General features: G+C 35.8%; 19 protein-coding genes, 1 tRNA gene and 3 pseudogenes. 7 read left to right on the top strand and 16 right to left on the bottom strand.

Annotated elements, in window-relative coordinates; translation table 11 throughout:
• Nucleotides 1–2: 2 nt before the first annotated feature.
• The 3 pseudogenes from RST01_RS16345 to RST01_RS16335 all read right to left on the bottom strand — a co-directional run.
• Nucleotides 3–206: pseudogene (locus tag RST01_RS16345) on the bottom strand (ABC transporter C-terminal domain-containing protein); the annotation flags it as partial.
• Nucleotides 207–533: 327 nt separating this feature from the next.
• Nucleotides 534–851, bottom strand: a pseudogene (locus RST01_RS16340) (ATP-binding cassette domain-containing protein); the annotation flags it as partial.
• A 183-nt stretch (nt 852–1,034) separates the two neighbouring features.
• Nucleotides 1,035–1,883: pseudogene (locus RST01_RS16335) on the bottom strand (ABC-F family ATP-binding cassette domain-containing protein); the annotation flags it as partial.
• A gap of 327 nt (nt 1,884–2,210) precedes the next feature.
• Between RST01_RS16335 and RST01_RS10860 the strand changes: the two are divergent.
• Nucleotides 2,211–2,408: a cold shock domain-containing protein gene (locus tag RST01_RS10860; protein ID WP_066788321.1), complete on the top strand. Its 198-nt coding sequence runs from the start codon at nt 2,211–2,213 to the stop codon at nt 2,406–2,408.
• A 311-nt stretch (nt 2,409–2,719) separates the two neighbouring features.
• Here RST01_RS10860 and RST01_RS10855 read toward each other — a convergent pair whose 3' ends face one another.
• The 4 genes from RST01_RS10855 to RST01_RS10840 form a co-directional block, all read right to left on the bottom strand.
• On the bottom strand, nt 2,720–3,931 hold the full coding sequence (locus RST01_RS10855; RefSeq protein ID WP_147196736.1) for an MFS transporter: 1,212 nt from the start codon (nt 3,929–3,931) through the stop codon (nt 2,720–2,722).
• A gap of 358 nt (nt 3,932–4,289) precedes the next feature.
• Nucleotides 4,290–5,597, bottom strand: a complete 1,308-nt coding sequence (locus tag RST01_RS10850) for a hemolysin family protein (RefSeq protein WP_147196734.1) — start codon at nt 5,595–5,597, stop codon at nt 4,290–4,292.
• Between the two features lie 243 nt (nt 5,598–5,840).
• Complete coding sequence (locus RST01_RS10845; protein WP_147196732.1) at nt 5,841–7,211, bottom strand: aspartate kinase; 1,371 nt, start codon at nt 7,209–7,211, stop codon at nt 5,841–5,843.
• A 582-nt stretch (nt 7,212–7,793) separates the two neighbouring features.
• On the bottom strand, nt 7,794–7,985 hold the full coding sequence (locus RST01_RS10840; protein ID WP_147196927.1) for a zinc-finger domain-containing protein: 192 nt from the start codon (nt 7,983–7,985) through the stop codon (nt 7,794–7,796).
• 80 nt (nt 7,986–8,065) lie between these two features.
• Here RST01_RS10840 and RST01_RS10835 point away from each other — a divergent pair, with 80 nt between their 5' ends.
• Nucleotides 8,066–8,458 carry a reverse transcriptase-like protein gene (locus tag RST01_RS10835; protein WP_147196730.1) on the top strand — a complete coding sequence of 131 codons (393 nt, stop codon included), beginning with the start codon at nt 8,066–8,068 and terminating at the stop codon, nt 8,456–8,458.
• 72 nt (nt 8,459–8,530) lie between these two features.
• Here the strand turns inward: RST01_RS10835 and coaW are convergent, their stop codons facing one another.
• The 3 genes from coaW to RST01_RS10820 all read right to left on the bottom strand — a co-directional run bounded on the left by coaW (nt 8,531) and on the right by RST01_RS10820 (nt 10,825).
• Complete coding sequence (coaW, locus tag RST01_RS10830; RefSeq protein ID WP_147196729.1) at nt 8,531–9,355, bottom strand: type II pantothenate kinase; 825 nt, start codon at nt 9,353–9,355, stop codon at nt 8,531–8,533.
• A gap of 282 nt (nt 9,356–9,637) precedes the next feature.
• On the bottom strand, nt 9,638–10,057 hold the full coding sequence (locus RST01_RS10825; RefSeq protein WP_066788341.1) for a MarR family winged helix-turn-helix transcriptional regulator: 420 nt from the start codon (nt 10,055–10,057) through the stop codon (nt 9,638–9,640).
• A gap of 33 nt (nt 10,058–10,090) precedes the next feature.
• Entirely contained in the window at nt 10,091–10,825 is a 735-nt protein-coding gene (locus RST01_RS10820) for an SDR family NAD(P)-dependent oxidoreductase (RefSeq protein WP_147196727.1), read from the bottom strand.
• A gap of 188 nt (nt 10,826–11,013) precedes the next feature.
• Between RST01_RS10820 and RST01_RS10815 the strand changes: the two genes are divergently transcribed.
• Complete coding sequence (locus tag RST01_RS10815) at nt 11,014–11,805, top strand: squalene/phytoene synthase family protein (protein WP_147196925.1); 792 nt, start codon at nt 11,014–11,016, stop codon at nt 11,803–11,805.
• A 62-nt stretch (nt 11,806–11,867) separates the two neighbouring features.
• Here the strand turns inward: RST01_RS10815 and RST01_RS10810 are convergent, their stop codons facing one another.
• Nucleotides 11,868–12,332 carry a YaiI/YqxD family protein gene (locus tag RST01_RS10810; protein WP_147196725.1) on the bottom strand — a complete coding sequence of 155 codons (465 nt, stop codon included), beginning with the start codon at nt 12,330–12,332 and terminating at the stop codon, nt 11,868–11,870.
• Nucleotides 12,333–12,491: 159 nt separating this feature from the next.
• On the opposite strand from RST01_RS10810, the gene gdhA reads away from it, so the two are divergent.
• On the top strand, nt 12,492–13,865 hold the full coding sequence (gdhA, locus tag RST01_RS10805; protein WP_244946703.1) for an NADP-specific glutamate dehydrogenase: 1,374 nt from the start codon (nt 12,492–12,494) through the stop codon (nt 13,863–13,865).
• Between the two features lie 161 nt (nt 13,866–14,026).
• Nucleotides 14,027–15,844, top strand: a complete 1,818-nt coding sequence (gene pepF, locus RST01_RS10800; RefSeq protein ID WP_147196723.1) for an oligoendopeptidase F — start codon at nt 14,027–14,029, stop codon at nt 15,842–15,844.
• A gap of 99 nt (nt 15,845–15,943) precedes the next feature.
• Here the strand turns inward: pepF and RST01_RS10795 are convergent, their stop codons facing one another.
• Nucleotides 15,944–16,615, bottom strand: coding sequence for a TerC family protein (locus RST01_RS10795; protein ID WP_066788352.1), 672 nt, complete (start codon nt 16,613–16,615; stop codon nt 15,944–15,946).
• Nucleotides 16,616–16,923: 308 nt separating this feature from the next.
• Between RST01_RS10795 and hmpA the strand changes: the two genes are divergently transcribed.
• The gene (gene hmpA, locus RST01_RS10790) at nt 16,924–18,111 is read left to right on the top strand and encodes an NO-inducible flavohemoprotein (RefSeq protein WP_147196721.1); all 1,188 of its coding nucleotides are present in this window, start codon (nt 16,924–16,926) and stop codon (nt 18,109–18,111) included.
• A 111-nt stretch (nt 18,112–18,222) separates the two neighbouring features.
• Nucleotides 18,223–18,450 carry a hypothetical protein gene (locus tag RST01_RS10785; protein ID WP_147196719.1) on the top strand — a complete coding sequence of 76 codons (228 nt, stop codon included), beginning with the start codon at nt 18,223–18,225 and terminating at the stop codon, nt 18,448–18,450.
• Between the two features lie 24 nt (nt 18,451–18,474).
• Here RST01_RS10785 and RST01_RS10780 read toward each other — a convergent pair whose 3' ends face one another.
• From RST01_RS10780 to RST01_RS10765, 4 genes are all read right to left on the bottom strand, one after another.
• The gene (locus tag RST01_RS10780) at nt 18,475–19,758 is read right to left on the bottom strand and encodes a Na+/H+ antiporter NhaC family protein (protein ID WP_147196717.1); all 1,284 of its coding nucleotides are present in this window, start codon (nt 19,756–19,758) and stop codon (nt 18,475–18,477) included.
• A 183-nt stretch (nt 19,759–19,941) separates the two neighbouring features.
• Nucleotides 19,942–20,583, bottom strand: coding sequence for a Yip1 family protein (locus RST01_RS10775; protein ID WP_184117459.1), 642 nt, complete (start codon nt 20,581–20,583; stop codon nt 19,942–19,944).
• Nucleotides 20,584–20,679: 96 nt separating this feature from the next.
• A complete protein-coding gene (locus RST01_RS10770; protein WP_147196713.1) occupies nt 20,680–22,380 on the bottom strand; it encodes an ABC transporter ATP-binding protein in 1,701 nt (566 codons plus the stop codon).
• 253 nt (nt 22,381–22,633) lie between these two features.
• Nucleotides 22,634–22,705 (bottom strand) — tRNA-Glu (locus RST01_RS10765).
• Between the last annotated feature and the right edge of the window lie 9 nt (nt 22,706–22,714).

Here is a 22,714-nt window from a genome sequence, read left to right as displayed (position 1 = left end):
TCCTATTCGTTCATAATCCCTTGTAAATACTCCCATCTTTCTATGAGCTCTTCATATTTTGCATTTTGATGCTCTAAGTCAGAAGTTAAATTTTGAAGCAAAGTAAAATCTGAGCCGGCTTTAGCAATTTCCTCTTCTAATGCCATAATGGCTTCTTCCACTTTTGCAATTTCCCCTTCTATCGATTCCCACTCTAATCTTTCTTTATAAGTTACCTTTTTCTTTTGTGTTTTTTCTTTTGGTTTAGCCTTTGGAGTTTGAGCAATTTTTTCTGATTGCTGTTCTTGTATTTGCTCAATTGCTAAGTAATCGCTATATGCCTCCAGACTTTGTTCTACTGTTCCATCTTTTAGAATCCATAACTTCTTCGCAATTCGGTCAAGGAAGAAGCGATCATGTGATATTGTTACAACCACACCCGGAAATTGTTCAATGAAGTCTTCTAATATCGATAGGGTTTCAATATCCAAATCATTTGTCGGTTCATCAAGCAATAAAACGTTCGGTTGTTCCATTAGTAATTTTAACAGGTGCAACCTTTTTCTTTCGCCACCAGATAACTTTTGAATGATGGTACCATGAGAGTGCATTGGAAATAAAAAGCGCTCTAGCATTGCAGCTGCAGAATGGTGTTCACCTGAAGCATCTTCAATATCATTTGCTGTTTCTCTAATGTATTCAATCATACGCATATTGCCGTCCATTTTAGGAAGCTGCTGTGTAAAATGTGCAATTCGAACAGTCGAGCCGAATTCAATAGTTCCTTCATCCGGCTGAATATTGCCTGCCAGGATATTCAATAATGTACTTTTCCCAGCACCATTTGGGCCTATAATACCAATACGATCACCTTGTTGTAAAAGGAAGGAGAAGTGGCTTATTAATTGTTTTTCGTTATAAGCTTTTGAAACTTCATTACCTTCGATCACTTTTTTTCCTAATCGTGCTGTTGCAAGACCAATTTCTAATGAGTCTTCCTCTTCTATTTTGTCCAGGTTCTTGGATAATTCATCAAAGCGTTGAATACGAGCCTTCTGTTTTGTAGATCGTGCCTTTGCTCCTCTACGAATCCATTTAAGCTCGGAACGGTAACGATTATGCATCTTCGCATTTGTTGCTTTCTCTATCTCTTCCCTTAGTGCCTTCGCTTCTAAAAAGGCTGCATAATTCCCTGTATGTTTATATAGTGTTTGGTTTGCCAACTCATAAATATGGGTTGACACAGCGTCAAGGAAGTAACGATCATGTGTAATAAAAATGACTGCTCCCTTTAAACGAGAAACCATATCTTGAAGCCACTCCGTTGACTGAACATCTAAATGGTTCGTTGGTTCATCCAATAAATAGAGATCTGCCGGCTCTATAAGAGTTTTGGCTAAGGCTACACGTTTTTGCTGGCCACCAGATAAGTGACTCACTTGTTCTTCAAATTGATCGATGCCCAACCTTGTCAATGATGATTTAGCTAATGCATTAATATCCCATGCCTGTTGTTGTTCCATTTGCTGTTGAAGCCGAAATAGCTTTTCTTGCAGCGATGTTGAATCGGGCTGGCTGCTTAAAGCAAAAACTGTTTCCTCATATTCTCTATTAAGAGCGAGTATTGGGGAATCGCCAGAAAAGACCGCCTGTAAAACGGTTTCTCCTTCTTTAAAAGTGGGATTTTGTGGCAAGTATGCAATCCTATATTTATTTGGATGGTCAAGTTCTATCGTATCAGCTTCCAAATCGCCTGCTAAAATAGACAGCAATGTGGATTTCCCCGTACCATTAATACCGATAAGTCCTGCTCTTTCACCTTCTGTTATAGTAAAATCAATATTTCTAAACAGTGTTTTATCTCCTACTGTTTTAGTAAAATTAGATACAATTAAGTGACTCATAATTTTCCTTCTCTTTCTAATGGAGTTGATATATAAAGTCTACCATATTTTAAAGCCTTTCTTCAGCCATTTGAAAGCTTTGATTCCGCATAATAGACATGATCTATTTAGTATACTTCTCTTAGGCTCAAATCTCGCCTAAAAAGCTCTTAGCTCATCTATTGTGAGAGTTATTTGACAATTTTTATATAATCATGTATAGTTTACCCATCACTGATGAATACTAGAATGAGCCTTAACTTGCTCGTTTAAAGATTTCATCCAGAGTTTAATCAGTGTTCAGCAATGAATTTAATTAAATATGGACTGTTGTGAGGAGGATCATGAATGCATCAAGGAAAGGTAAAATGGTTCGATAACGATAAAGGCTATGGTTTTATAGAATATGACGGCGATGACGTTTTTGTCCATTTCACCGGCATTCAACAAGAAGGCTTTCGTACTTTAGATGACGGACAAGAAGTAATGTTTGATATCATTGAAGGAAATCGCGGTCCCCAAGCAGCAAATGTTGTTAAATTATAAATCAACAATGATATTTGCGAAATTTTTGTAAGTTAAGATAAAGTTTCTATCAGTTTTATAGTTAGCGTTTAATGCTGCTGTATATAAAAATGGAGCTATCAACTAATTACTTATCAAGACTTAATAAATAAGATAAAAAAATTTAAGGGTGCTACATATCTAATATGTAGCACCCTTTCTTCTTTTACTAAAGCCTCGTACAATAAGTTCAACAGAAAAGACCATCAAAAGTGATGGTCCTAATTCATAAATTATCATACAGTCGTTAAAAATAAGGAAGTTTTAGTTAATAAAATACTTCATCTTTAATTTTATCGTTCCATAACATTTCTAACAAACAATTGCTTATTTTTGTGAGCAATTGTACTTACAATCGCAAGTAATAGGCCCGATATAACGAATACCATTCTGATTCCTAAAAAATCTGCTAATACTCCCATAACAAGAGAGCCAACACCAAAAATCCCAGTTCCGATAGCCCCTAAGGAGGTATAAACAGTTGACAACTGTTCTTTTGATACACTAGTTTGTATAACCGTTTGTTGAGGAATTTTTTTAATTTGTCCAAAGAGTCCCACACAGAGTGATAAAAGTAAGGATATAATAGGAATGCTGTTTAGGCTAAATAATATTGTGAATAAGAAACTTGAGAATGAACCAACAAAAATAAAGGTTCCTATTTTCTTCTCTACAAAAGAAGAAAATTTAATACAATAAGCACTTCCTAAAATCAAACCTAAAAAGTTAGCTCCATTGATAAATCCCCACCATTTTTCTTCAACGTTTAATGCATCGCTGACAAACACATATAAAATAGCAGCTATCCAAACTGTGGCTGCAATTGTTTCCAAAAATTCTATCCAAGCAATCCTTCTTAACACTGGAGTATTAGATAAAGTTTTCCAACCCTCTTTAATCTTTTCTAATTTCCCTTTTATCTCGGTTGTTTCATGATTGCTAACACTTTCTAAAAGGCAAAGTAATATGCTTGCAATTATAAATAAACAACCAACTAACCAAATAAGTTGTTGAGAGCTCACAATAATCAACAATGAACTTCCTACGAACCACATACCTGCTTGTATTACTTGCGTAACAGTTTCAGAAATTCCATTAGCTTGAATTAGATGCTCAGGTTTAACATAGTAAGGAGTCAATGTCTGTCTTATTGGATTTGCACAACCGTCAAAAAAAGCAATCCATCCTATTATTAAAAAGATAAAATAATAATTGGTTGCTGTTAGACCTATTAACATAAACCCAAGAATAAAGAGTAAAATAGTTTTTGCAATTTGTGACCCAGCAAGTAACCATTTAAGATTTAATTTCTCAACCAAGAGAGGTGTCAGCAGACTGGATATAAACATGGAAGATGCAATTGTAAAAGGCACGAACGATGCTGCAATTGCTGAACCTGTTAATACAAAAATTGTACTTATTACACTGACTATATATAAAACATCGCCTATATTTGCGAGTGATTGACCCAATAGTAATAAAGAAAAATTTCTATTCAATTTCATTATATATCCCCCGATATTTCATTTGGATTTTGGCTTAATCGGGGAATATTATATTGGACTATTCATTAAATTTTGACTCCTTTCATATATGAGATAAATCTGGGGGATTTAGATTCATCAAAAGTTTTGTATTAACAAAAAATATTTCTTTGAATTATAGCATGCTTTTCAATATGTTACACTCTATAGTAATAAGTAATTAATAGCCACATATTTAGGGCTTTTTCCTACCCTATCTAAATACTTTATATTTCACCTTAACAAATCTAATATATAAAAGAATAGAGGATTTATGCTCATATTTTGAACATAATATCCTCCTACTGGTTTTAGTCTAATTTAATGGCTAATAATCCTTTTAAATACTTACTTTTTTTGCTTCGACACGAATGATTTGATGTTTATTCACTTCTTTTACAATAAATTGGAAACCGTTTTTCTCAAAAAATACGCCTTCCTTGATATTATCATGTTGTGACATAAACCATCCGCCAATTGTATCTATATCTTCTTCATCTATTTGAACACCTAACATAGAATTAACTTGTTCTAATAGCACTTTTCCATTAAATTTAAAATGGCCATCAGCTACCTTTTGAATTTCAGGCTCTTCATCCTCATCAAATTCGTCTCGAATATCTCCAACAATTTCTTCTATAACATCCTCTATAGTTACGAGACCTGACGTACCTCCGTATTCATCTAACAAAATGGCCATATGAATGCTTTCCCTTTGAAATTTTAGTAAAAGGCTATTGATTGGTACCGTATCAATAATACGGATGACAGGCTGCATATACTCTTCAACGGTTTTTTGACCATTTGCGGCATCCATCACAATAGCTGATAAGAGATGCTTCATATTAACAATGCCGATGACATGGTCTTTATCACCATCCATGACCGGATAACGAGTGTATTGTTCTTCATTCATTAATTCAAATACATTATTTAATGTGGTTTCTTTATTAAAGCCAATCATTTCAGTACGAGGAATCATGATTTCTTTAGCAATTCGTTCATCAAATTCAAAAATGCGATTAACCAATTTATATTCAGATGGATTTATTTCTCCACTTTTATAGCTGTCTGATAAAATCATGCGCAATTCTTCCTCGCTATGTGCCTCTTCATGCTCTGTTGACAACTTCAAGCCGAAGAGACTTGTTAACACTCTTGCTGAACCATTTAATATTTTGATGAGTGGATAAGTTACAATGTGAAAAATAATTAAAGGACCTGCAAACCTTAATGTAATCTTTTCTGCCTGTTCGATTGCAAAAGTTTTTGGCGCCAATTCCCCAATAACCACATGCGCAAACGTAACAACCGCAAAGGCAAAGGCGAAAGAAAGCCATTTAGCTAAGCTTCCATCAATACCAGCCATCTCCATTAGGGGTGTAAAGACTTTATGGGCTGTTGGTTCTCCAATCCAGCCTAAGCCGAGGGCTGTAATCGTAATACCTAATTGACAAGCTGATAAGTATTCGTCCAAATGACTTAATACTTTCTTGGCTTTTATAGCTTTTCTATTACCTTCCGTAATAAGTTGATCGATTCGCGTTTGCCTTACTTTTACAATCGCAAATTCTGTGGCGACAAAAAACCCTGTCATTGCAATTAAAAGCACAAACAGAACTAAATTACTGGCTATCTCACTGTCCAAATATGATTTCTCTACGTTATTTGTTTTAACGCAGAGAGTTCACCTCCTGTTTTTTCAACTACTTCTTATTAAAAGGTTAAACATTCAAAAATGCAAATGCTAACCATTGTTTAACGAAAAATTTTAATATTTTGTCATTCAATGCTCTTTTGTCTATGATGTGCAGCTGAATGTATGTTATTAATAGAAATGATGCATTTTGATTTATCTTTAGGCAACTGCCTTTTAATATAAGTTTATTTTTTAATTGGCATACGCTGCCATTGCGAAAAATTCTTCATATAGTGATCTAAGAATCGTATCTTCGTATTTTTCAAGTATACCAAACGCTAAACTAACCTCAGATGATCCTTGATTGATCATTTCTATATTAGCCCCTGTTCTTGAAATGGCAGTCGCTGCTCTTGCGGCTAGCCCCGTACTATTATTCATTCCTTCTCCTACAAGAACGACCATTGAAAATCCATGCCGGAAATAAACATCATCTGCATGCAATTCATTGTATGCCCTCTTAATAATCCTTTCTTCCTTTTCAGGTGTTAATTGATGGCTCCTTATAATAACAGAAATATCATCAAGACCAGAAGGTGTATGTTCATAAGAGATATATTCCTCTTCAAGAATTTGGAGTAGTTTACGGCCAAAACCAATCTCTCTATTCATTAAGTATTTGCTGATATATAAGATTGAAAATCCAGCATCAGCTGAAATACCTGTAATAGCATGTGGGTTTACGTTCCTTTTTTCAACTATTTTTGTTCCCTTTGCTTCTGAATTATTTGTATTTTTTATATGAACCGGTATACCCAATTTCACCACTGGCATCAGTGCTTCATCATGAAACACCGAGAAGCCTGCGTAAGACAATTCTCGCATTTCTCTATATGTAATCTCCTGAATTTCTGAAGGGTGGTTGACAACTTTAGGATTGGCAGTAAATACACAATCTACATCCGTAAAATTTTCATATACATCTGCCTGAACAGCCGCTGCTAAAATAGAGCCTGTAATATCTGAACCCCCTCGGTCAAATGTCCGTAGCCTACCCGCTTTTGTGAATCCAAAAAAACCCGGAAAAATAACAATATCTTCTGAATTTTTCAAAGCTGCTAGATTCTTATACGCTTCATCTATTGCCATTGTTCTAGATGGGGCTTCGTTTACAATAAGCCCCGCTTCCTTTGGGCTAATATATCTTGCTTTTACCCCTATTTTATTCAAATATGCTGCAATCATTCTGGCGCTATAATCCTCACCGCAAGCTTTTATTGTATCAAACAAATATTGCTCGCTGATCTGTATACTATGATGAATGCGTGTGTTCAAATCTCTTCTTAATTCTTCAATAATCGTATCATCTAACCCTAGGTCAACTGCATTCACATGAAAACGAGATACAACCTTTTCAAGTCTCTCTTGATAATCAACTCCGGCAATGACACCATTAACCAAATCGATAAGCAAGTCTGTTACTTTGATATCTTCCGGAAATCTTTTTCCTGGAGCGGATACAACGACTAAGCGTCTTGTTTTGTCCGATTTAACGATTGATGCAACTTTTTTTATTTGTTCCGCATTCGCTACTGAAGTACCGCCAAATTTACATACTTTCATCAAATCATCTCCCAATTATGTACAACATTTTGAATAATGTTTTAAAACAGTGTATAAATAATACAATATTTAGTCAATAAATATAAAAATATTTATCTAATTTTTCTTAACATTAATTTAAATTTTATTTTTATATGTAAGCTGGCCTTTTATACTTATAGGTAGGCATAGTTCAATAATGAAGAAATTTTTTTGATTATTTACCAACTCTCTTTAGAATTTGATATCAGCATTCAGTATCCCTACTTCTATATAACTTCTTTTTAATTTCCAATGACCGTAATTATTCATCTAAACGTCTGGAAAAATAAATGTGCTGCTTCTAATGCTTTACCATTTATAACTAGTGGCTGTTCTGTTACAATGACCATTGTTTCATTATCCTTTAAAATATATATCAAAAAGTGCTCGACAAGTATTTTCTTTACATAATCCTCTAAAAAAACATCTACCCTTTCATTTTAACCTTTTGTAGGCTTCACCTTTGTTAAAATTATCTATATTCCTTCATTCCATTAAGAATTCCTAGTACAAAAAAAGTATTGAGAAAAATACTCTCAATACTCTAATTTATAGTACAATCTATTTACTATAGACTTTTAATAATTCTTGTCCTAAGAAGTGCAATTGTTCGCCAACCGTGCAGGATTCAATACAAAATTTATGAGCACCGGCTTTACCGCGTTCTGTACGCAGTTGTTGTTTGGCGAGGCAGCCATCACAATAATTTTCTAATAATTCATCGATTTCTTTAACGACGGTGACCTGGTTGATCAAAATATATCACCTCTTTTTCGTATACGTTTTATTTTACTAAAAATAAGCGATAACATGCAAGTGAAGGGAGTTTAGACATGCTAGAAGTTTACATTGATGGAGCAAGTGCTGGAAACCCAGGCCCTAGTGCCATAGGGATCTTTATTAAAGGGGAAGACCATTTCATAAAATTGAGCGAGCCTATAGGTATGGCCAATAACCATGTAGCTGAATTTATGGCACTTGTACGTGGCTTAGAAGAAGCAAAAAAGTTAACGAAGGGGATGGTATCATTTCGATCCGATTCCAAAATTGTCGTGGCTTCTGTAGAAAAAGAATTTGTGAAAAATGCAGAATATCAGCCATACTTGGAAAAAGCACTTGTTTTAATAAGAGAGTTCGACTTTTTCTTTATCAAGTGGGTTCCTGATACGCAAAATAAAGCTGCTGATGCCCTGGCGAGAGAAGGTATACAAAAAAATAATGCATAAGAATATGCCAGCAGCAACCGCTGTTGAGCTTGCTACTGGCATTATTTGCATATTCAAAAGTAACGAGTAAAACTATTGTGTAACATTAATTAACGCACCAATTGCTCCGCTAAAACCATGATCTTCTAAAAATACAGGCGTTTTCTTTTTTAATATTGTATAGTCGGCGATAATATCTCGTAGTTTTTCATTATTATCTAATGTTGTCCCGATATATACAATTTGCTCTACTTCATTTTGCTCTGCAAGTTGAATACTAAGCGTAGTAATTACTTCACCAACCAACCCTTGAATTGTTGCTAAAATATCCTCTGTCTTATATTCTAAAACATCATTAATTCCAACCTTGCCAAAATTGCTGGCAGTCAAGGTAGGAGAGATTGGTGTTTCCATCCCCTGATAAATATCTTGTACTAAAAGATCAATACCCATTCTACTTCCTTTTTTAGCAAGTTGAAGTATCTCTTGGTAATTGATAATACCTGTAGTAAGAGCTGACAAGCCAATTAAGGTGCCTCCTCCGACTCCTGTTCCCCCAACTCTCATATGCTCTATTTGATTCATGTAATGGATAGATGTGCCTGTACCAATATTTGTAATGATACATTTGTCGAAATTGTGGTTTTCTTTTTCCAGCTGATACCGAACACCTTTTAATGTAGCTTCAAACTCAACTATATAATGTAAGTTTGTATCTTGGTCAAGCATTGTCTTTACTTGTTCGGCACGGCCTCCAGTAATTCCAATTTCCTTTATATTATGCTTCGAATTAATCCAATTTATAATAGCTGGCATGTTATTAGAAGGAAAGTGCTTTAATTTTAATTGGTTGTTTTCATCTAAATATGCAAGTTTTGTAAGAGTTCCTCCTGCATCTAAACCGATTGCTTGTGACATATATTAATCTCCTTTTTCCGCCCACTCCTACTTTACTCTGTATGAAGAAATTGTGCAAATAGCTTTTTAGCTTCTCCAAAAAGTCCCATTACGAGCTCGTTATTATAAAAAAACAGAAAAGTAAAGTACCCATAAGAAAGAGTTAAACCTTTCTTATGGGTACTTATGTTAATCCAACTGAATGGATCTTTTTGAGTGTTTAGAAGCAAGATAATGGCTACTCTTAACGAATGCCAATAATCTTAAACCTAAATTTTGTAGGCGAAAAATGGGGACTTTTAGTTATTGATCATTTAATTTTGTATAAATAGCTAATAGATGATTAATATCTTCATCAGATAAAACTTTAAAATATTCTCGTTTCATATCTTGACCTAGGATTGTTGCCTCTTTGAGTACATTTAATCCCTCATCAGTGATTTCTAAAAATGTAATACGACGATCCTTAGAACTTGCGTTTCGGACACAGTAGTGATTGGCAATTAACTTGTCCGATAAATGCGTCAAAGATGCAGGAGCAAATTCTAGATATTTTGCAATATCAGAAGGTCTGCTTGGGCCGTGTTCTTTTAGATAACTCAGAACCAAAATATGAGAAATACCGATATTTACTTTAAATAATTTCTTCCAACGGATAATCATTTTCCCATTTACTTTATCCATTTCATGAAGCAATTCAAATAAGGAAGGATTTTCGGTCATATGCATCACCTTCTTTTCTAAATTTACGAATCATTATTGTGCTGAATATCCACCGTCAATAACTAATTCTGCACCTGTAATATAAGAAGCTTCATCAGATGCTAAGAATAAAGAAGCATTCGCTACTTCTTCTGGTTTACCTAGACGGCCCATTGGAGTAGCACGGATTAAACCATCCATTGCTTCTTTAAATTGACCAATATTTGCAGTCATTGGTGTTTCAATTACACCAGGGAAAACAGTGTTAACACGGATGTTATGTTTTCCAAGTTCAGCAGCTGCTGCACGTGCAATCGCACGAAGTGAACCTTTAGATGCTGTATATGGGTTCGTACCTGAACCGATTAATGCAGTATATGAGCAAGTATTTACAATTGCACCTTTGCCTGCTTCAATCATATACGGTTTTACATGTTTGATTCCAAGGAATGGTCCAAAAGAGTTGATTTTATGCAATAAAGCCCAGTCATCTGCCGTAACATCATCAGGTGATTTTTGAGATGAAATACCAGCATTATTGATTAAAATATCAATGCGACCATATTTATCTACGATGTTTTTAGTCAATTCAGCCCAATTTTCATCTGAAGTCACATCTAGTTTCATACCTTCAACGCCGTCAATTTCTGAAACATTAGCTAAATTTTGTTCGCTGATATCAGCCGCAATAACAGTTGCGCCTTCTGATGCGAATAATTTTGCCATTTGTGCACCCATACCAGAAGCTCCACCTGTAATGATTGCAATTTTATTCTCTAAACGTCCCATGTAAAAAATCTCCTTTTATTTTCAAGTATTTAAGCATCTAAATAATATCATAATAATTTTGTTTTAGCAAAACTATAGATTATATTTTTCATTTTTCATTAATTGATATAGGATAGTTATAGAATATGTTTGAAAGTGAACGGAGGAAGTTTTAATTGGAAGCACACAAAGATATATATAAAGAAGCAATGACTGTTTTAAAGGAGACAAGCCGTACGTTTTTTATTCCTATTACATTTTTGAAAAAGGACTTGAAAACAACAGTGGCTGCTGCCTATTTGTGCATGCGGGCAATCGATGAAATCGAAGATCATGAAGAATTGCCGACTACCGTAAAAACAGACTTGTTAAATGAGATTAGCCAACTATTAAAATCTTCTGCAAACGAGGATGCCTATCAATTACTGATCGCTCCTTATAAAGACAAATTACCAGAAGTTTCTCTCCGCCTTTTTGATTGGCTATCACTCTGTCCAGAGGGTATTCGCAAGACAGTTGCAGATTCTACTAGTGAAATGGCAGAAGGTATGGCCAAATGGGCTGCAAAAGGATGGATTGTTAAAACGAAAGAAGACCTCGATGAATATACTTATTATGTAGCTGGCTTGGTAGGCACCATGTTATCAGATATATGGCTATGGGGAGCTGGAGTTGAGACTGATCGTGATCTCGCTATTGGTTATGGGCGAGGACTACAAGCTGTTAATATTTTGCGGAACCAGGATGAAGACAGTGAACGTGGCGTAAGCTTCATGCCTGAAGGCTGGACACGCGATGATTTATTTAAATATGCAGAGGAAAACCTAGCAAAAGCTGATGAATATAATAAAAGCATTAAAAAACGCAGTATCTTGATGTTTTGTAAAATTCCTTTAGCATTAGCTCACAAAACACTCGATGCAATGAGAAAAGGCCATGTTAAAATGACGCGGAGCGAAGTAGAACAAACTGTAGAAGAAGTAACTTCAGATATAAATTAAAGTTCTTCACACCAATTTTAAGTCTCAAGTAAAATCAATCTAGAAAAAAATAAAGCTGGCGGTTAATAAATGCCGCCAGCTTTATTTTCAAGAATAGATAGACAAAGGCTTCTAAATTTCTCGATAAAGCGCCCATTCATTTCTTTCGTTCTTTTCTTTGGCCCTTTCGTTCTTCCACCTGCTTGGCGCACCTTTTGATTAAAATGCCTTGCATAAAGAAGCTGGTCAATATTCTCTGATGTATACTGTAAGCCATTTTGGTTAATAGCAAAACCTCCTTTAGCTAACACCATTGCTGCTAGACCATAATCCTGGGTAATAGTTATATCCCCTTTTTGGATTTGATTTACTAAAGCAAAGTCAACCGCATCGGCTCCTTTTGAAACAATAACGGTCTGCACTCCGTCTATCTGTATCAAGTGCGCTGTATCACAGAAAACAATTACTTCAAGTTCAAGCTCTTTTGCAACCTGAATACTTTCAGGTACTACAGGACAGCCATCTGCATCAATACAAATTTTAGGCATTCCATTCACTCCTCAACACTTTCACTTTTCATGCTAACAGTAAAGTACTGATCTGTCACATATGTTAACGCTTCCGTATTTTTATAATAATAATTGATTGAAAATTCACATCATTTTGTATAATATAGAGAGATAAGTCTAATTATATGGGGGTATTAAATGGTTACCAATATGAGAGATTCAAAGCAAATCGCAACTTCCTATATTGATAAAGTATTCAATAACCTGAAAGAACATCACGGTCATGAACCCGAATTTCTTCAAGCAGCGAAAGAAATCCTCTACTCATTAACGCCCGTATTTGAAAAGAAGCCAGAATATATGAAAGCAAGCCTCTTAGAACGGATTGTAGAACCAGAGCGTGTAGTGAAATTCCGTGTTTCGTGGGAAGATGACAGTGGAAAAATCAAAGTAAACCGTGGCTACCGCGTTCAATTCAGTTCCGCAATCGGACCTTATAAAGGGGGCCTTCGTTTTCATCCTTCTGTCAATGAAAGTATCGTGAAATTTTTAGGCTTTGAGCAAATATTTAAAAACTCTTTGACAGGCCAGCCAATCGGCGGCGCAAAAGGCGGTGCCGATTTTGATCCTAAAGGAAAATCTGATGCAGAAATCATGCGATTTTGCCAAGCATTTATGACGGAATTACATAAATATATTGGACCCGATGTCGATGTTCCTGCTGGCGATATTGGAGTTGGCTCACGTGAGATTGGATTTTTATTTGGCCAATATAATCGAATACGAGGCGCATACGAACCTGGTGTCATTACAGGCAAACTCCCTAGATTTGGAGGATCTTTAGCGAGAAAAGAAGCTACTGGATATGGTACTGTTTACTTTGTGCAAGAAATGCTGAAAGAAAAGGGTCTAGCATTCGAAGATGCTACGGTTGTCGTATCCGGAACAGGTAATGTTTCCACGTATGCTATAGAAAAAGCGCAGCAGCTAGGCGCCAAGGTAACTGCTTGCTCGGATTCAGATGGATATATCTTTGATCCAGATGGCATAGACTTATCGGTTGTCAAAGACATCAAAGAGATGAGAAACGGCCGTATTAAAGAATATGTAGTCTCCCGTCCGAATGCAACCTATAAAGAAGGCTGCAAAGGCATCTGGACTATTCCATGTGACATTGCCCTCCCCTGCGCTACTCAAAATGAAATCGACGAAGAATCGGCTAAATTGCTAATTAAAAATGGTCTCAAAGCTGTTGGTGAAGGAGCTAACATGCCCTCAACCTTACAAGCCATTCAAGCATTTTTGGCTAATGATATATTATTTGCTCCAGCTAAAGCCGCTAATGCTGGCGGTGTAGCTGTATCTGCGTTAGAAATGGCTCAAAATAGCATGAGAATCTTTTGGACTTTTGAAGAAGTAGATGAAAAGCTGCATGATATTATGAAATCAATCTACGAAAACAGTAAAAACGCAGCAAAAGAATTCGGACATGATGGAAACCTTTTGATTGGCGCCAATATTGCTGGTTTTCTAAAAGTAGCAGATGCAATGATTGCTCAAGGAATTATATAGTAAGTGATAAATTGAAGTTTTATATTTATAGAGTTTTATTTTTGTTATTATCAAAAGCAATAACTTGACTTCCAATCCAATTTGTCAGAAATGTTTTACTTTATAGAATATAAGATTTATAATAGAGATGATTCGTGTTACGAAATAAAGGAGTGGTAAAGATGGTCGAAAATATACTAAAGCGTAATGAAGTACCTGTAGAAGAAACATGGGATTTGACTCATCTGGTTTCTAATGAGGAAGCTTATGAGGAAGGCGTAAAAAAGCTTATAAAAGACACAAATGAATTTAACGTTAAGCATAAGGGGAATATTAACAACGCCCAACAAGTAATAGAAGTCATACGTGACTGCGAGGCACTTGTCTCTTCACTAATCCCTTATGCAACATATGTCTCTCTCCAGCTTGAAGAAGATCAAACAAACAATGAAGCGCAAATCCGAGCAAGTAAATTTAGCACGGTTTCTTCTCAGTTTGCTAGTCTAGTATCATTTATAGATGGTGAAATATTGGAACTTTCATCAGAAGAATTAGAAAAAGCGATAGAAATAGAGCCGACATATGCACACTATCTTAATCGATTAATTGCCAAAAAAGCTCATCAGCTTCACCCAGAAGTAGAAAAAACGCTGGCAGCACTTAGCTCAACATTAGATGCGCCATACGGATTATACAATACAACCAAACTAGTAGATATGAAGTTTGATCACTTTACAGTTGGCGGTAAAAGCTACCCACTAAGCTATAACCTTTTCGAAGGAGATTGGGAGTTGGAATCAGATACAGAAGTTCGTCGCGAAGCATTCAAAGCTTTCTCAACAAAGCTGGCTGATTATCAACATACTACTGCTAAAACATATAATACCCATGTTCAAACAGAAAAAACTCTATCTGATTTACGTGGATATGATTCAGTAACGGACTATTTATTATTTGACCAAGAAGTTGAGCAAGATTTATATCACCGCCAAATCGATTTGATTATGAAAGAATTAGCACCTCATATGAGAAGATATGCTAAGCTTCTCCAAAAAGAGCATGGCATTGGCAAGATGACATTTGCCGATTTAAAAATCCCATTGGATCCAAGTTATGAACCTTCGGTTACGATCGAAGAATCTCGTGATTATATGAAGAAAGCGCTGGGCGTCATGGGTGAGGATTACCTTGCCATGATTGATGCCGCTTTTGATGAGCGCTGGATCGATTTCGCCAATAATGAAGGAAAATCAACTGGTGCCTTTTGTTCAAGTCCATATGGATTCCATTCCTATATCTTGATTTCTTGGACTGAACGCATGAATGAAGTATTCGTTTTAGCACACGAGCTTGGCCATGCAGGGCATTTTAGAAATGCTCAAAAACATCAAACCCTATTCAATAGTGATTCTTCTAAATACTTTGTTGAAGCACCGTCTACATTGAATGAAATGCTTATGGCGAATTATCTGTTAAAGAATTCAGAGGACCCCCGCTTTAAACGCTGGGTTATCTCAAGCATTATTGCACGCACGTACTATCATAATTTTGTGACACACTTATTGGAAGCTGCTTACCAGCGTAAAGTGTATGAATTAATCGATGCAGGTGAAAGTGTAAATGCAGCTATTTTAAGCAACATTACGCGCTCGGTTTTAGAAGAATTCTGGGGCGACGATGTTGAAATTAACGATGGAGCAGAGTTGACATGGATGCGCCAACCACATTACTATATGGGCCTTTATCCATACACATACAGTGCAGGGCTTACCATTTCTACACAGGTATCAAAACGTATCCTAGAAGAAGGCCAGCCTGCTGTGGAAGATTGGCTAAAAGTATTGCAAGCAGGTGGTACAAAATCGCCTGTTGAACTTGCAAAAATGGCCAATGTAGATATCACTACTGACAAACCATTACAAGAAACCATCGCATTCATTGGTTCTTTAATTGATCAACTAGAAGAATTAACTGCAGAAATTCATCAAACAACAAACTAATATAGAAAAAACGTAACAATGCTGTTATTAGCATTGTTACGTTTTTTAGTTCTCCATTTTAGAGTAATTAGCGAGTGAATCATAGACGATGCATACACTTTATTTTATATTCCTAACTTGTCTCTTTTTTGTCCAGAGCCCTACGAGTATAAGTAAGACCATACTAATGATTGGGATAATTATATTCATAAGTGGTGTTGTAGCTTCAACTAGCCGATGTCCATATTTGTCATTGACAATCATATGCCCTGCCGTATAAGCAATGAGCAAACCGCCAATCCATATTAAAATAGGGAATTTCTCCATTAATTTAATAATGATTTGGCTACCAAAAATAATTAAAGGAATACTAACAAGCAGGCCTAATGCAACAAGGCCATTATGACCATTGGCAACACCTGCAATAGCCAAAACATTATCAAGACTCATAACGAAATCCGCAACTATGATGGTGCGTACAGCAGCGAATAAGTTATTGCCGCTTTTTATATCCGGATCTTCTTCTTTTGAACGAATTAAATCATACGCGATATAAAATAAGAGCAAGCCGCCTACCACTTTTACGAATGGAATTTGTAGTAGCCAAACAGCAATAAATGTCAAGACGATCCGTAAACCGATTGCACCGCCTGTTCCAATCAATATGGCTTTTTTTCGTTGGTTTTTTGCTAGGTTTCGGCAAGCGAGTGCAATGACTACTGCATTGTCTCCACTTAATACAATATCTAGCAAAATAATTGATACAATCTTTGCAATAAATTCTGCTTCCATTTATTCTCCTACTTTCTAAAAGCTCTCTAGTTTATTGTACATTACTCCCTCAAAATAAAAAGCAAAAAACTTCGATATTTATATTTTTATGTACGAGGTATTCTTTCTATGCATCGTCATCTTGAACCCTCAATAAACTCTTATCAAGAAAATCCGGTATAAAGTAATCCCCCATTTCAACCTCTATTACTCATCTAATGAGAGAGTATAATCATACTTCTAACCAAGTTTAATGAACATTAAATAAGGTATATTTTTAAGTATTAAGCAAAAAATAACCTATATGTATAATGGAAGGAATGGTGGCATTGCTTAGTAAAGAAACAATGGAAATTATTAAATCTACTGCCCCCGCCTTAGAGGCACACGGTAAAAAGATTACAACGATCTTTTACAAACGGCTTTTCGAAATACACCCAGAACTATTAAATATTTTTAACCAAACAAACCAAAAACAAGGACGTCAGCAATTGGCGTTAGCTAATGCCGTATATGCTGCAGCTGTTCACATTGAAAACCTTTCGGAAATTATGCCTGTCGTTAGACAAATTTCTGAGAAACATCGAAGTCTTGGCATTAAACCTGAGCATTATCCAATCGTGGGTAAGAATTTATTAATCGCCATTAAAGAAGTACTTGGCGACGCAGCAACACCAAAAATCATGGATGCGTGGACTGAGGCATACGGGGTGTTAGCGGATGCCTTCATCAATACTGAAGAAGAGATGTACAAGGAAACAGAAAATAAACCTGGCGGATGGAGATTCTTTAAAGACTTTACCCTGGTTGATAAAATTCCAGAAAATAGATTAGTGACTTCATTCTACTTAAAACCCGCTGATGATGCACCACTACCTGACTATAAGCCAGGTCAATATATTACAGTACATGTACAGATTCCCGGGCAAAAGTATGCACATAAGAGGCAATATAGTTTGTCTAAAACCTATGATGGAGAATCATATCGAATTTCTGTTAAACGCGAAATCATAACTGACCCAGCAGGCATTGTTTCCAACTATTTGCATGATTCATTAAATGTAGGAGACAAAATACAAATCAGCGCACCAGCAGGGGAATTTTTCTACCACACAAAAGCTGACACTTCTGTCGCCTTTTTAGCTGGCGGCATTGGAATTACACCACTTTTTAGTATGGTTCAATCAGCTGTTAAAGAAAATAAGGAAAAAATCCATTTTATCCAAAGTGTTAGCACCCGAGATTTATTAACATTCAGTGATGCCTTGAATGAATTAGCGAAGGATCATTCACAGCTATACTACCATGAGTTAATTACTCAAACTGATGGCTTTGTATCAAAAGAGTTTTTGGAAAAGCATATTGATTCTTCTACAGATGTCTATATTTGCGGACCCATTCCTTTTATGGTGGCCATGGTTAAACATTTGCTAGCTATGGGACTACAGGAAGACCACATCTTCTACGAATTCTTTGGTCCATCTATGACAATTGATACGGAGACACCTGAAATATAAAAAGATTAAGCGATTAAGCTTAATCTTTTTTCATGATGTTTCAGTTGCTATTTAACTTGTTCATTGGTGTATAATTAAATTACAAATTCTATTTTGAAGGTGTTATAACATATGGATTCTAAAGCAAATACGTTTCTTTCTAACGAAGAAATGGAAATTTATGAATATGCTCTAAGAGATGAATTTAAAGGTATGCATATTCCAAGCGAAAAGCAAGATGAATATATTGAAAAAATACTAACAGCTGATGAAGAAGCGATCATGCACTTAAGAAAAAAAGGTGCGATTGCGATTTCACGTGAAATTTTACAAGAAGACAATATTTTCAATAAAAAATAAGGGTGTGTTCATAATTGCACATCCTTATTTTTTCTTTAAACGCGGATAACCGATTAAAATAGCCCCTACTGCACAAACAGCCATTAAAACAGGATAAAACGAATAAAACATAATGCTTACCGTTGAGATACCTGCAACACTCGCCGCAGCTAGTAACTGAGGAGAATAGGGAACAAATCCTTGCCATACACTAGCAAATATATCTAATAAACTTGCAGATTTTCTAGGATCGACTTCATATTGATCTGCTATTTTTTTTGCTAGAGGTCCTGTCATTAAAATCGCAATTGTATTATTAGCAGTCGAGATATCAGTCACACTCACTAAACTTGCAATGCCGAATTCTGCCCCTTTTTTTGAACGAATTTTTTTGGATATAAACGTTAGAAGGAAGTCAATACCTCCAGCATGCTGTATTAATGCTACAAGTCCGCTGATTAATACTGCAATAATAGCAATATCCTCCATACCAACTATTCCTTTACTCGCCGCTTCTACAAACGAGAGAACACTTAATGAGCCATTTATCAAACCAATTGCAAAAGAAACAATAATGCCTCCTAGCAACACTTTTATTACATCCACCCCAATTATGGCTGCAACCAGCACAAAAATGTAAGGAACTATAGAAAGGATTGAATAATCATAGGAGTTTTTGAGTGCATGACTGTTTCCTGCTGTCAAAATCCCTATAATAATTGCTGTTACCACAGCTGCAGGCAACACAATCCAAAAGTTCACCTTGAATTTATCACGCATATCTGTACCTTGTGTTCGAACAGCTGCAATAGTGGTATCTGATATAACTGATAGATTATCGCCGAACATGGCTCCTCCTACCACTGTTGCCATGGTTAAGGCTACTGAGATTTCAGTAGCATCTGCTATCCCAACGCCAATAGGAGATAACGCCACCACAGTCCCCATCGATGTGCCCATCGACAATGAAATTAAACAGCCAATAATAAATAACCCTACTAATAAAAAATTCTGTGGCAGGTATGTTAACCCTAGATTTACGGTTGATTCCACAGCGCCCATCTCTTTAGCGACATTTGAAAATGCCCCTGCTAAAAGAAAAATTAAAACCATTAGCATGACATCTTTGTTTCCCGCACCTTTTAAAAATACTTCTAGCTTTTTCTCTGTTCCATCTCGGCGATTCATTACAAAAGCAGCTATACAGGCAATTCCAACAGCCATATTAAGTGGCATAGCTGTAAAGTCTTTTGTCAATATGCCAGAACCTATGAATAAGAGTATAAAAATAAGAAAAGGCAATAATGCCCATTTGTTGCCATGATTCATTCAAAAAATCCTCCACTTTTTAAATACACAAAGTTAATCATACCGAAATGGTTTTACAATGTAAATTTTTATTGTTTTCAGTTTTCCCTTCGCGCTTTTTCCAATAAATATTTACTTCCCTCATAATCATTAAAACATGCAAAAAAGCCGAAATTTCCTTACTTGAGGAAATCCGGCTTAGGATTAGTACACAATAAAACCAAATGTAATGACAAGTAGCAAAACAATTCCGATAAGAATTAATCCAATTACAATGCCTGGCAATACGAGCGTAAAAAATGATCGCCAGTTCGAAAAGCGATGTGCAGTTGCGACACTTCCCACTTGGATGACAAAAGTCCAAATAGTGACTATAAAGACCGCTAATGACAGCACAATACTAATAATCGCAGCACCATTTGTTAATGCTTCATCGTTCATATTAAAAAAACTTTGAGGAGCATTAGCCATCCATACTAGCATAAATGGAGCAAGAGTAATATTAGGAATCGATGATAAACTAATTACTTTAAATATATCTTCAAAGCTTCCTTTTCCTTTAAATAATTTTCCTACAAGCCAAATGACGCCTGAAGAAATAATGACGCTGACTGCCCCTATGAACGGTCCCGCTAAAATACAGCCAAGCAACAGTAGCCAAATGGAAAAAGAAGGATATAACTCTTGTCCAGACAAGCCTATCATTGTGCTCGCCATTCCGCCAAGTATGACGTAGAGAATAACATATGTCCAATTCTTATGTTCGATCACATAGCTGGCAGTTTTCTTTGGATGGAGCCATATTGAAAAGAATGGCTGAATTTTATAGTCGTCAGGTTGATTCATAGAAAATAATACTCTCCTTTTTCTTTTTAAAAAGTCTTTATAGTTCATATACCTCTTTTATATTAGGCTAAACTATCCTCCATAACTTTCATATATCTAAGCATTTAATCTCGCGAAAATGCCGCCTTTTTCCATCAATTCAGTAAATGTTCCATCTTCTGCTATACCATCTTTTGTTACTACCATAATACGATTAGCATTCCGAATTGTTGCAAGTCTGTGAGCAATAACGATAGTAGTACGGTTTTTCGCCAATTCCATTAGTGAATCTTGAATAATTTTTTCGGTCTGTGTATCAAGTGCAGAAGTCGCTTCGTCTAGGATTAATATAGGAGGGTTTTTAAGGAACATTCTAGCGATCGCTAAACGTTGCTTTTGCCCACCTGATAATTTTAATCCCCTCTCACCAATTTCTGTTTGATAGCCATCTGGCAAACTTTCTATTAGTTCGGAAAGATTTGCTTTTTCTGCAGCATATTGAATTTCTTCAAATGAGGCTCCTAGTTTGCCATATTCAATATTCTCCTGAATGGTACCAGTAAACAAAAATACATCCTGCTGAACTATACCAATTTGTTTGCGCAATGAATGCTTCGTCATATCACGAATATCTATTCCATCAATGGTAATTGAACCACTATTAACATCATAAAAACGTGGAATAAGCGAGCTAATTGTTGTCTTCCCCGCTCCTGAAGGCCCTACAAAAGCCGTCATTTCGCCTGCTTTTAAATCAAAAGATAAATTCTGTAGAATTTCATTTGAATGATCATAACTAAAATCTACATTATTGAAGGAAATAGCACCTTTTAAATGTGGAGCAATTAAAGCATTCGGCTTATCTTGAACTTCGGGATCACGAGCGAGTAAATCTTGAAAGCGTTTAAAGCCCGCCATGCCTTTCGGATACAACTCCAGTAATGCTGTGATTTTATCAATCGGCTTAATTAACACATTTGTATACAAGATAAAGCTAACCAGCTCACCATATGACAATTTGTCATGAAAACTTAGCCATGCTCCCACTACAAGGACTAGTAAAGTCAAGAGCCTCGTCATAAAATAGATACTAGCATTTGTCGCTCCCATGACTTTATAAGCACTTAATTTAACGAGGCGAAATAATCCATTCTGTTTTTTAAAACGATTTTTTTCATAGGTTTCATTTGTAAACGATTGTACTACTCGAACACCTGAAACGCTATCCTCTACTCGTCCGTTGATTTCAGCTATTTCTCCGTACATACCCGTCCATGCCCTATTCATTTTTACATTAGATACATAAACAAGAACCATTAAAATTGGAACCATTACAAGCACAATCCATGAAAGCGTTGGATTCACGGTAAACATGATCCAAAAAGCGCCAATAAAAGTCATGATAGCGATAAAGAAATCCTCTGGCCCATGATGTGCAAATTCGCCAATATCAAATAAATCATTCGTTATTCGGCTCATGATATGGCCGGTTTTAGTATTATCAAAGAACCGGAAAGACTGCTTTTGAACATGTGTAAACAATTCTTCTCTCATATCAGTTTCAATATTTATACCAAGTTTATGACCAAGATAATTAACAATAAAGTTTAAGATGGTACTCAATAGATACACCAGAAGCAAAAGGCCTCCTACTTTCGTGATCATTCCCCAGTTGTTTGTAGGAAGCAGCGTATCAATAAACTTTTGAACAGCTACAGGAAACGCTAGCTCTAAAATAGCCACAATAATGGCTGAACAAAAATCAATTATAAACAATTTCCTATGTGGTTTGTAGTAACTAAAAAACTGTTTTAGCATATGTATGAAGTCCTTTCTGAAAATTTCGTTATCCTAAATATCATACAGAACTTTTAAATAGAAAGCGACCCATTTTACCTAATTTAATTGTCAAGATAGGTTTAAACCTCATATTAGCAAACAGTCTATGGAAAGCTATTATATTTTTTAATAAATAAAGGCTGGCACACTTCAAAATTTATGGTAAACATCTTTTTGCATACAAAAAAACCTTCAGAACAATACAGAATGCTCTGAAGGTTAGGTTATGTAATGACCCCTACGGGATTCGAACCCGTGTTACCGCCGTGAAAGGGCGGTGTCTTAACCGCTTGACCAAGGGGCCATTATTGTA

This window comes from Rummeliibacillus stabekisii (assembly GCF_007988965.1).
Lineage (GTDB): Bacteria > Bacillota > Bacilli > Bacillales_A > Planococcaceae > Rummeliibacillus > Rummeliibacillus stabekisii.
The sequence above is the reverse complement of the archived record's forward strand: the minus strand, read 5'-3'. Positions and strand labels throughout refer to the sequence as shown.

Bases quoted from the DNA above. Each gene is read 5' to 3' on its own strand.
- RST01_RS10785 (WP_147196719.1), top strand. From the start codon at position 18,223: ATGGATTCTAAAGCAAATACGTTTCTTTCTAACGAAGAAATGGAAATT.
- RST01_RS10820 (WP_147196727.1), bottom strand. From the start codon at position 10,825: ATGGGACGTTTAGAGAATAAAATTGCAATCATTACAGGTGGAGCTTCT.
- gdhA (WP_244946703.1), top strand. From the start codon at position 12,492: ATGGTTACCAATATGAGAGATTCAAAGCAAATCGCAACTTCCTATATT.
- RST01_RS10770 (WP_147196713.1), bottom strand. From the start codon at position 22,380: ATGCTAAAACAGTTTTTTAGTTACTACAAACCACATAGGAAATTGTTT.
- RST01_RS10810 (WP_147196725.1), bottom strand. From the start codon at position 12,332: ATGCCTAAAATTTGTATTGATGCAGATGGCTGTCCTGTAGTACCTGAA.
- coaW (WP_147196729.1), bottom strand. From the start codon at position 9,355: ATGTCACAAGCAATCGGTTTAGATGCAGGAGGAACTCTTACAAAACTT.
- RST01_RS10845 (WP_147196732.1), bottom strand. From the start codon at position 7,211: ATGAAAGTATGTAAATTTGGCGGTACTTCAGTAGCGAATGCGGAACAA.
- RST01_RS10815 (WP_147196925.1), top strand. From the start codon at position 11,014: ATGACTGTTTTAAAGGAGACAAGCCGTACGTTTTTTATTCCTATTACA.
- RST01_RS10855 (WP_147196736.1), bottom strand. From the start codon at position 3,931: ATGAAATTGAATAGAAATTTTTCTTTATTACTATTGGGTCAATCACTC.
- RST01_RS10780 (WP_147196717.1), bottom strand. From the start codon at position 19,758: ATGAATCATGGCAACAAATGGGCATTATTGCCTTTTCTTATTTTTATA.
- pepF (WP_147196723.1), top strand. From the start codon at position 14,027: ATGGTCGAAAATATACTAAAGCGTAATGAAGTACCTGTAGAAGAAACA.
- RST01_RS10825 (WP_066788341.1), bottom strand. From the start codon at position 10,057: ATGACCGAAAATCCTTCCTTATTTGAATTGCTTCATGAAATGGATAAA.
- RST01_RS10860 (WP_066788321.1), top strand. From the start codon at position 2,211: ATGCATCAAGGAAAGGTAAAATGGTTCGATAACGATAAAGGCTATGGT.
- RST01_RS10795 (WP_066788352.1), bottom strand. From the start codon at position 16,615: ATGGAAGCAGAATTTATTGCAAAGATTGTATCAATTATTTTGCTAGAT.
- RST01_RS10835 (WP_147196730.1), top strand. From the start codon at position 8,066: ATGCTAGAAGTTTACATTGATGGAGCAAGTGCTGGAAACCCAGGCCCT.
- RST01_RS10775 (WP_184117459.1), bottom strand. From the start codon at position 20,583: ATGAATCAACCTGACGACTATAAAATTCAGCCATTCTTTTCAATATGG.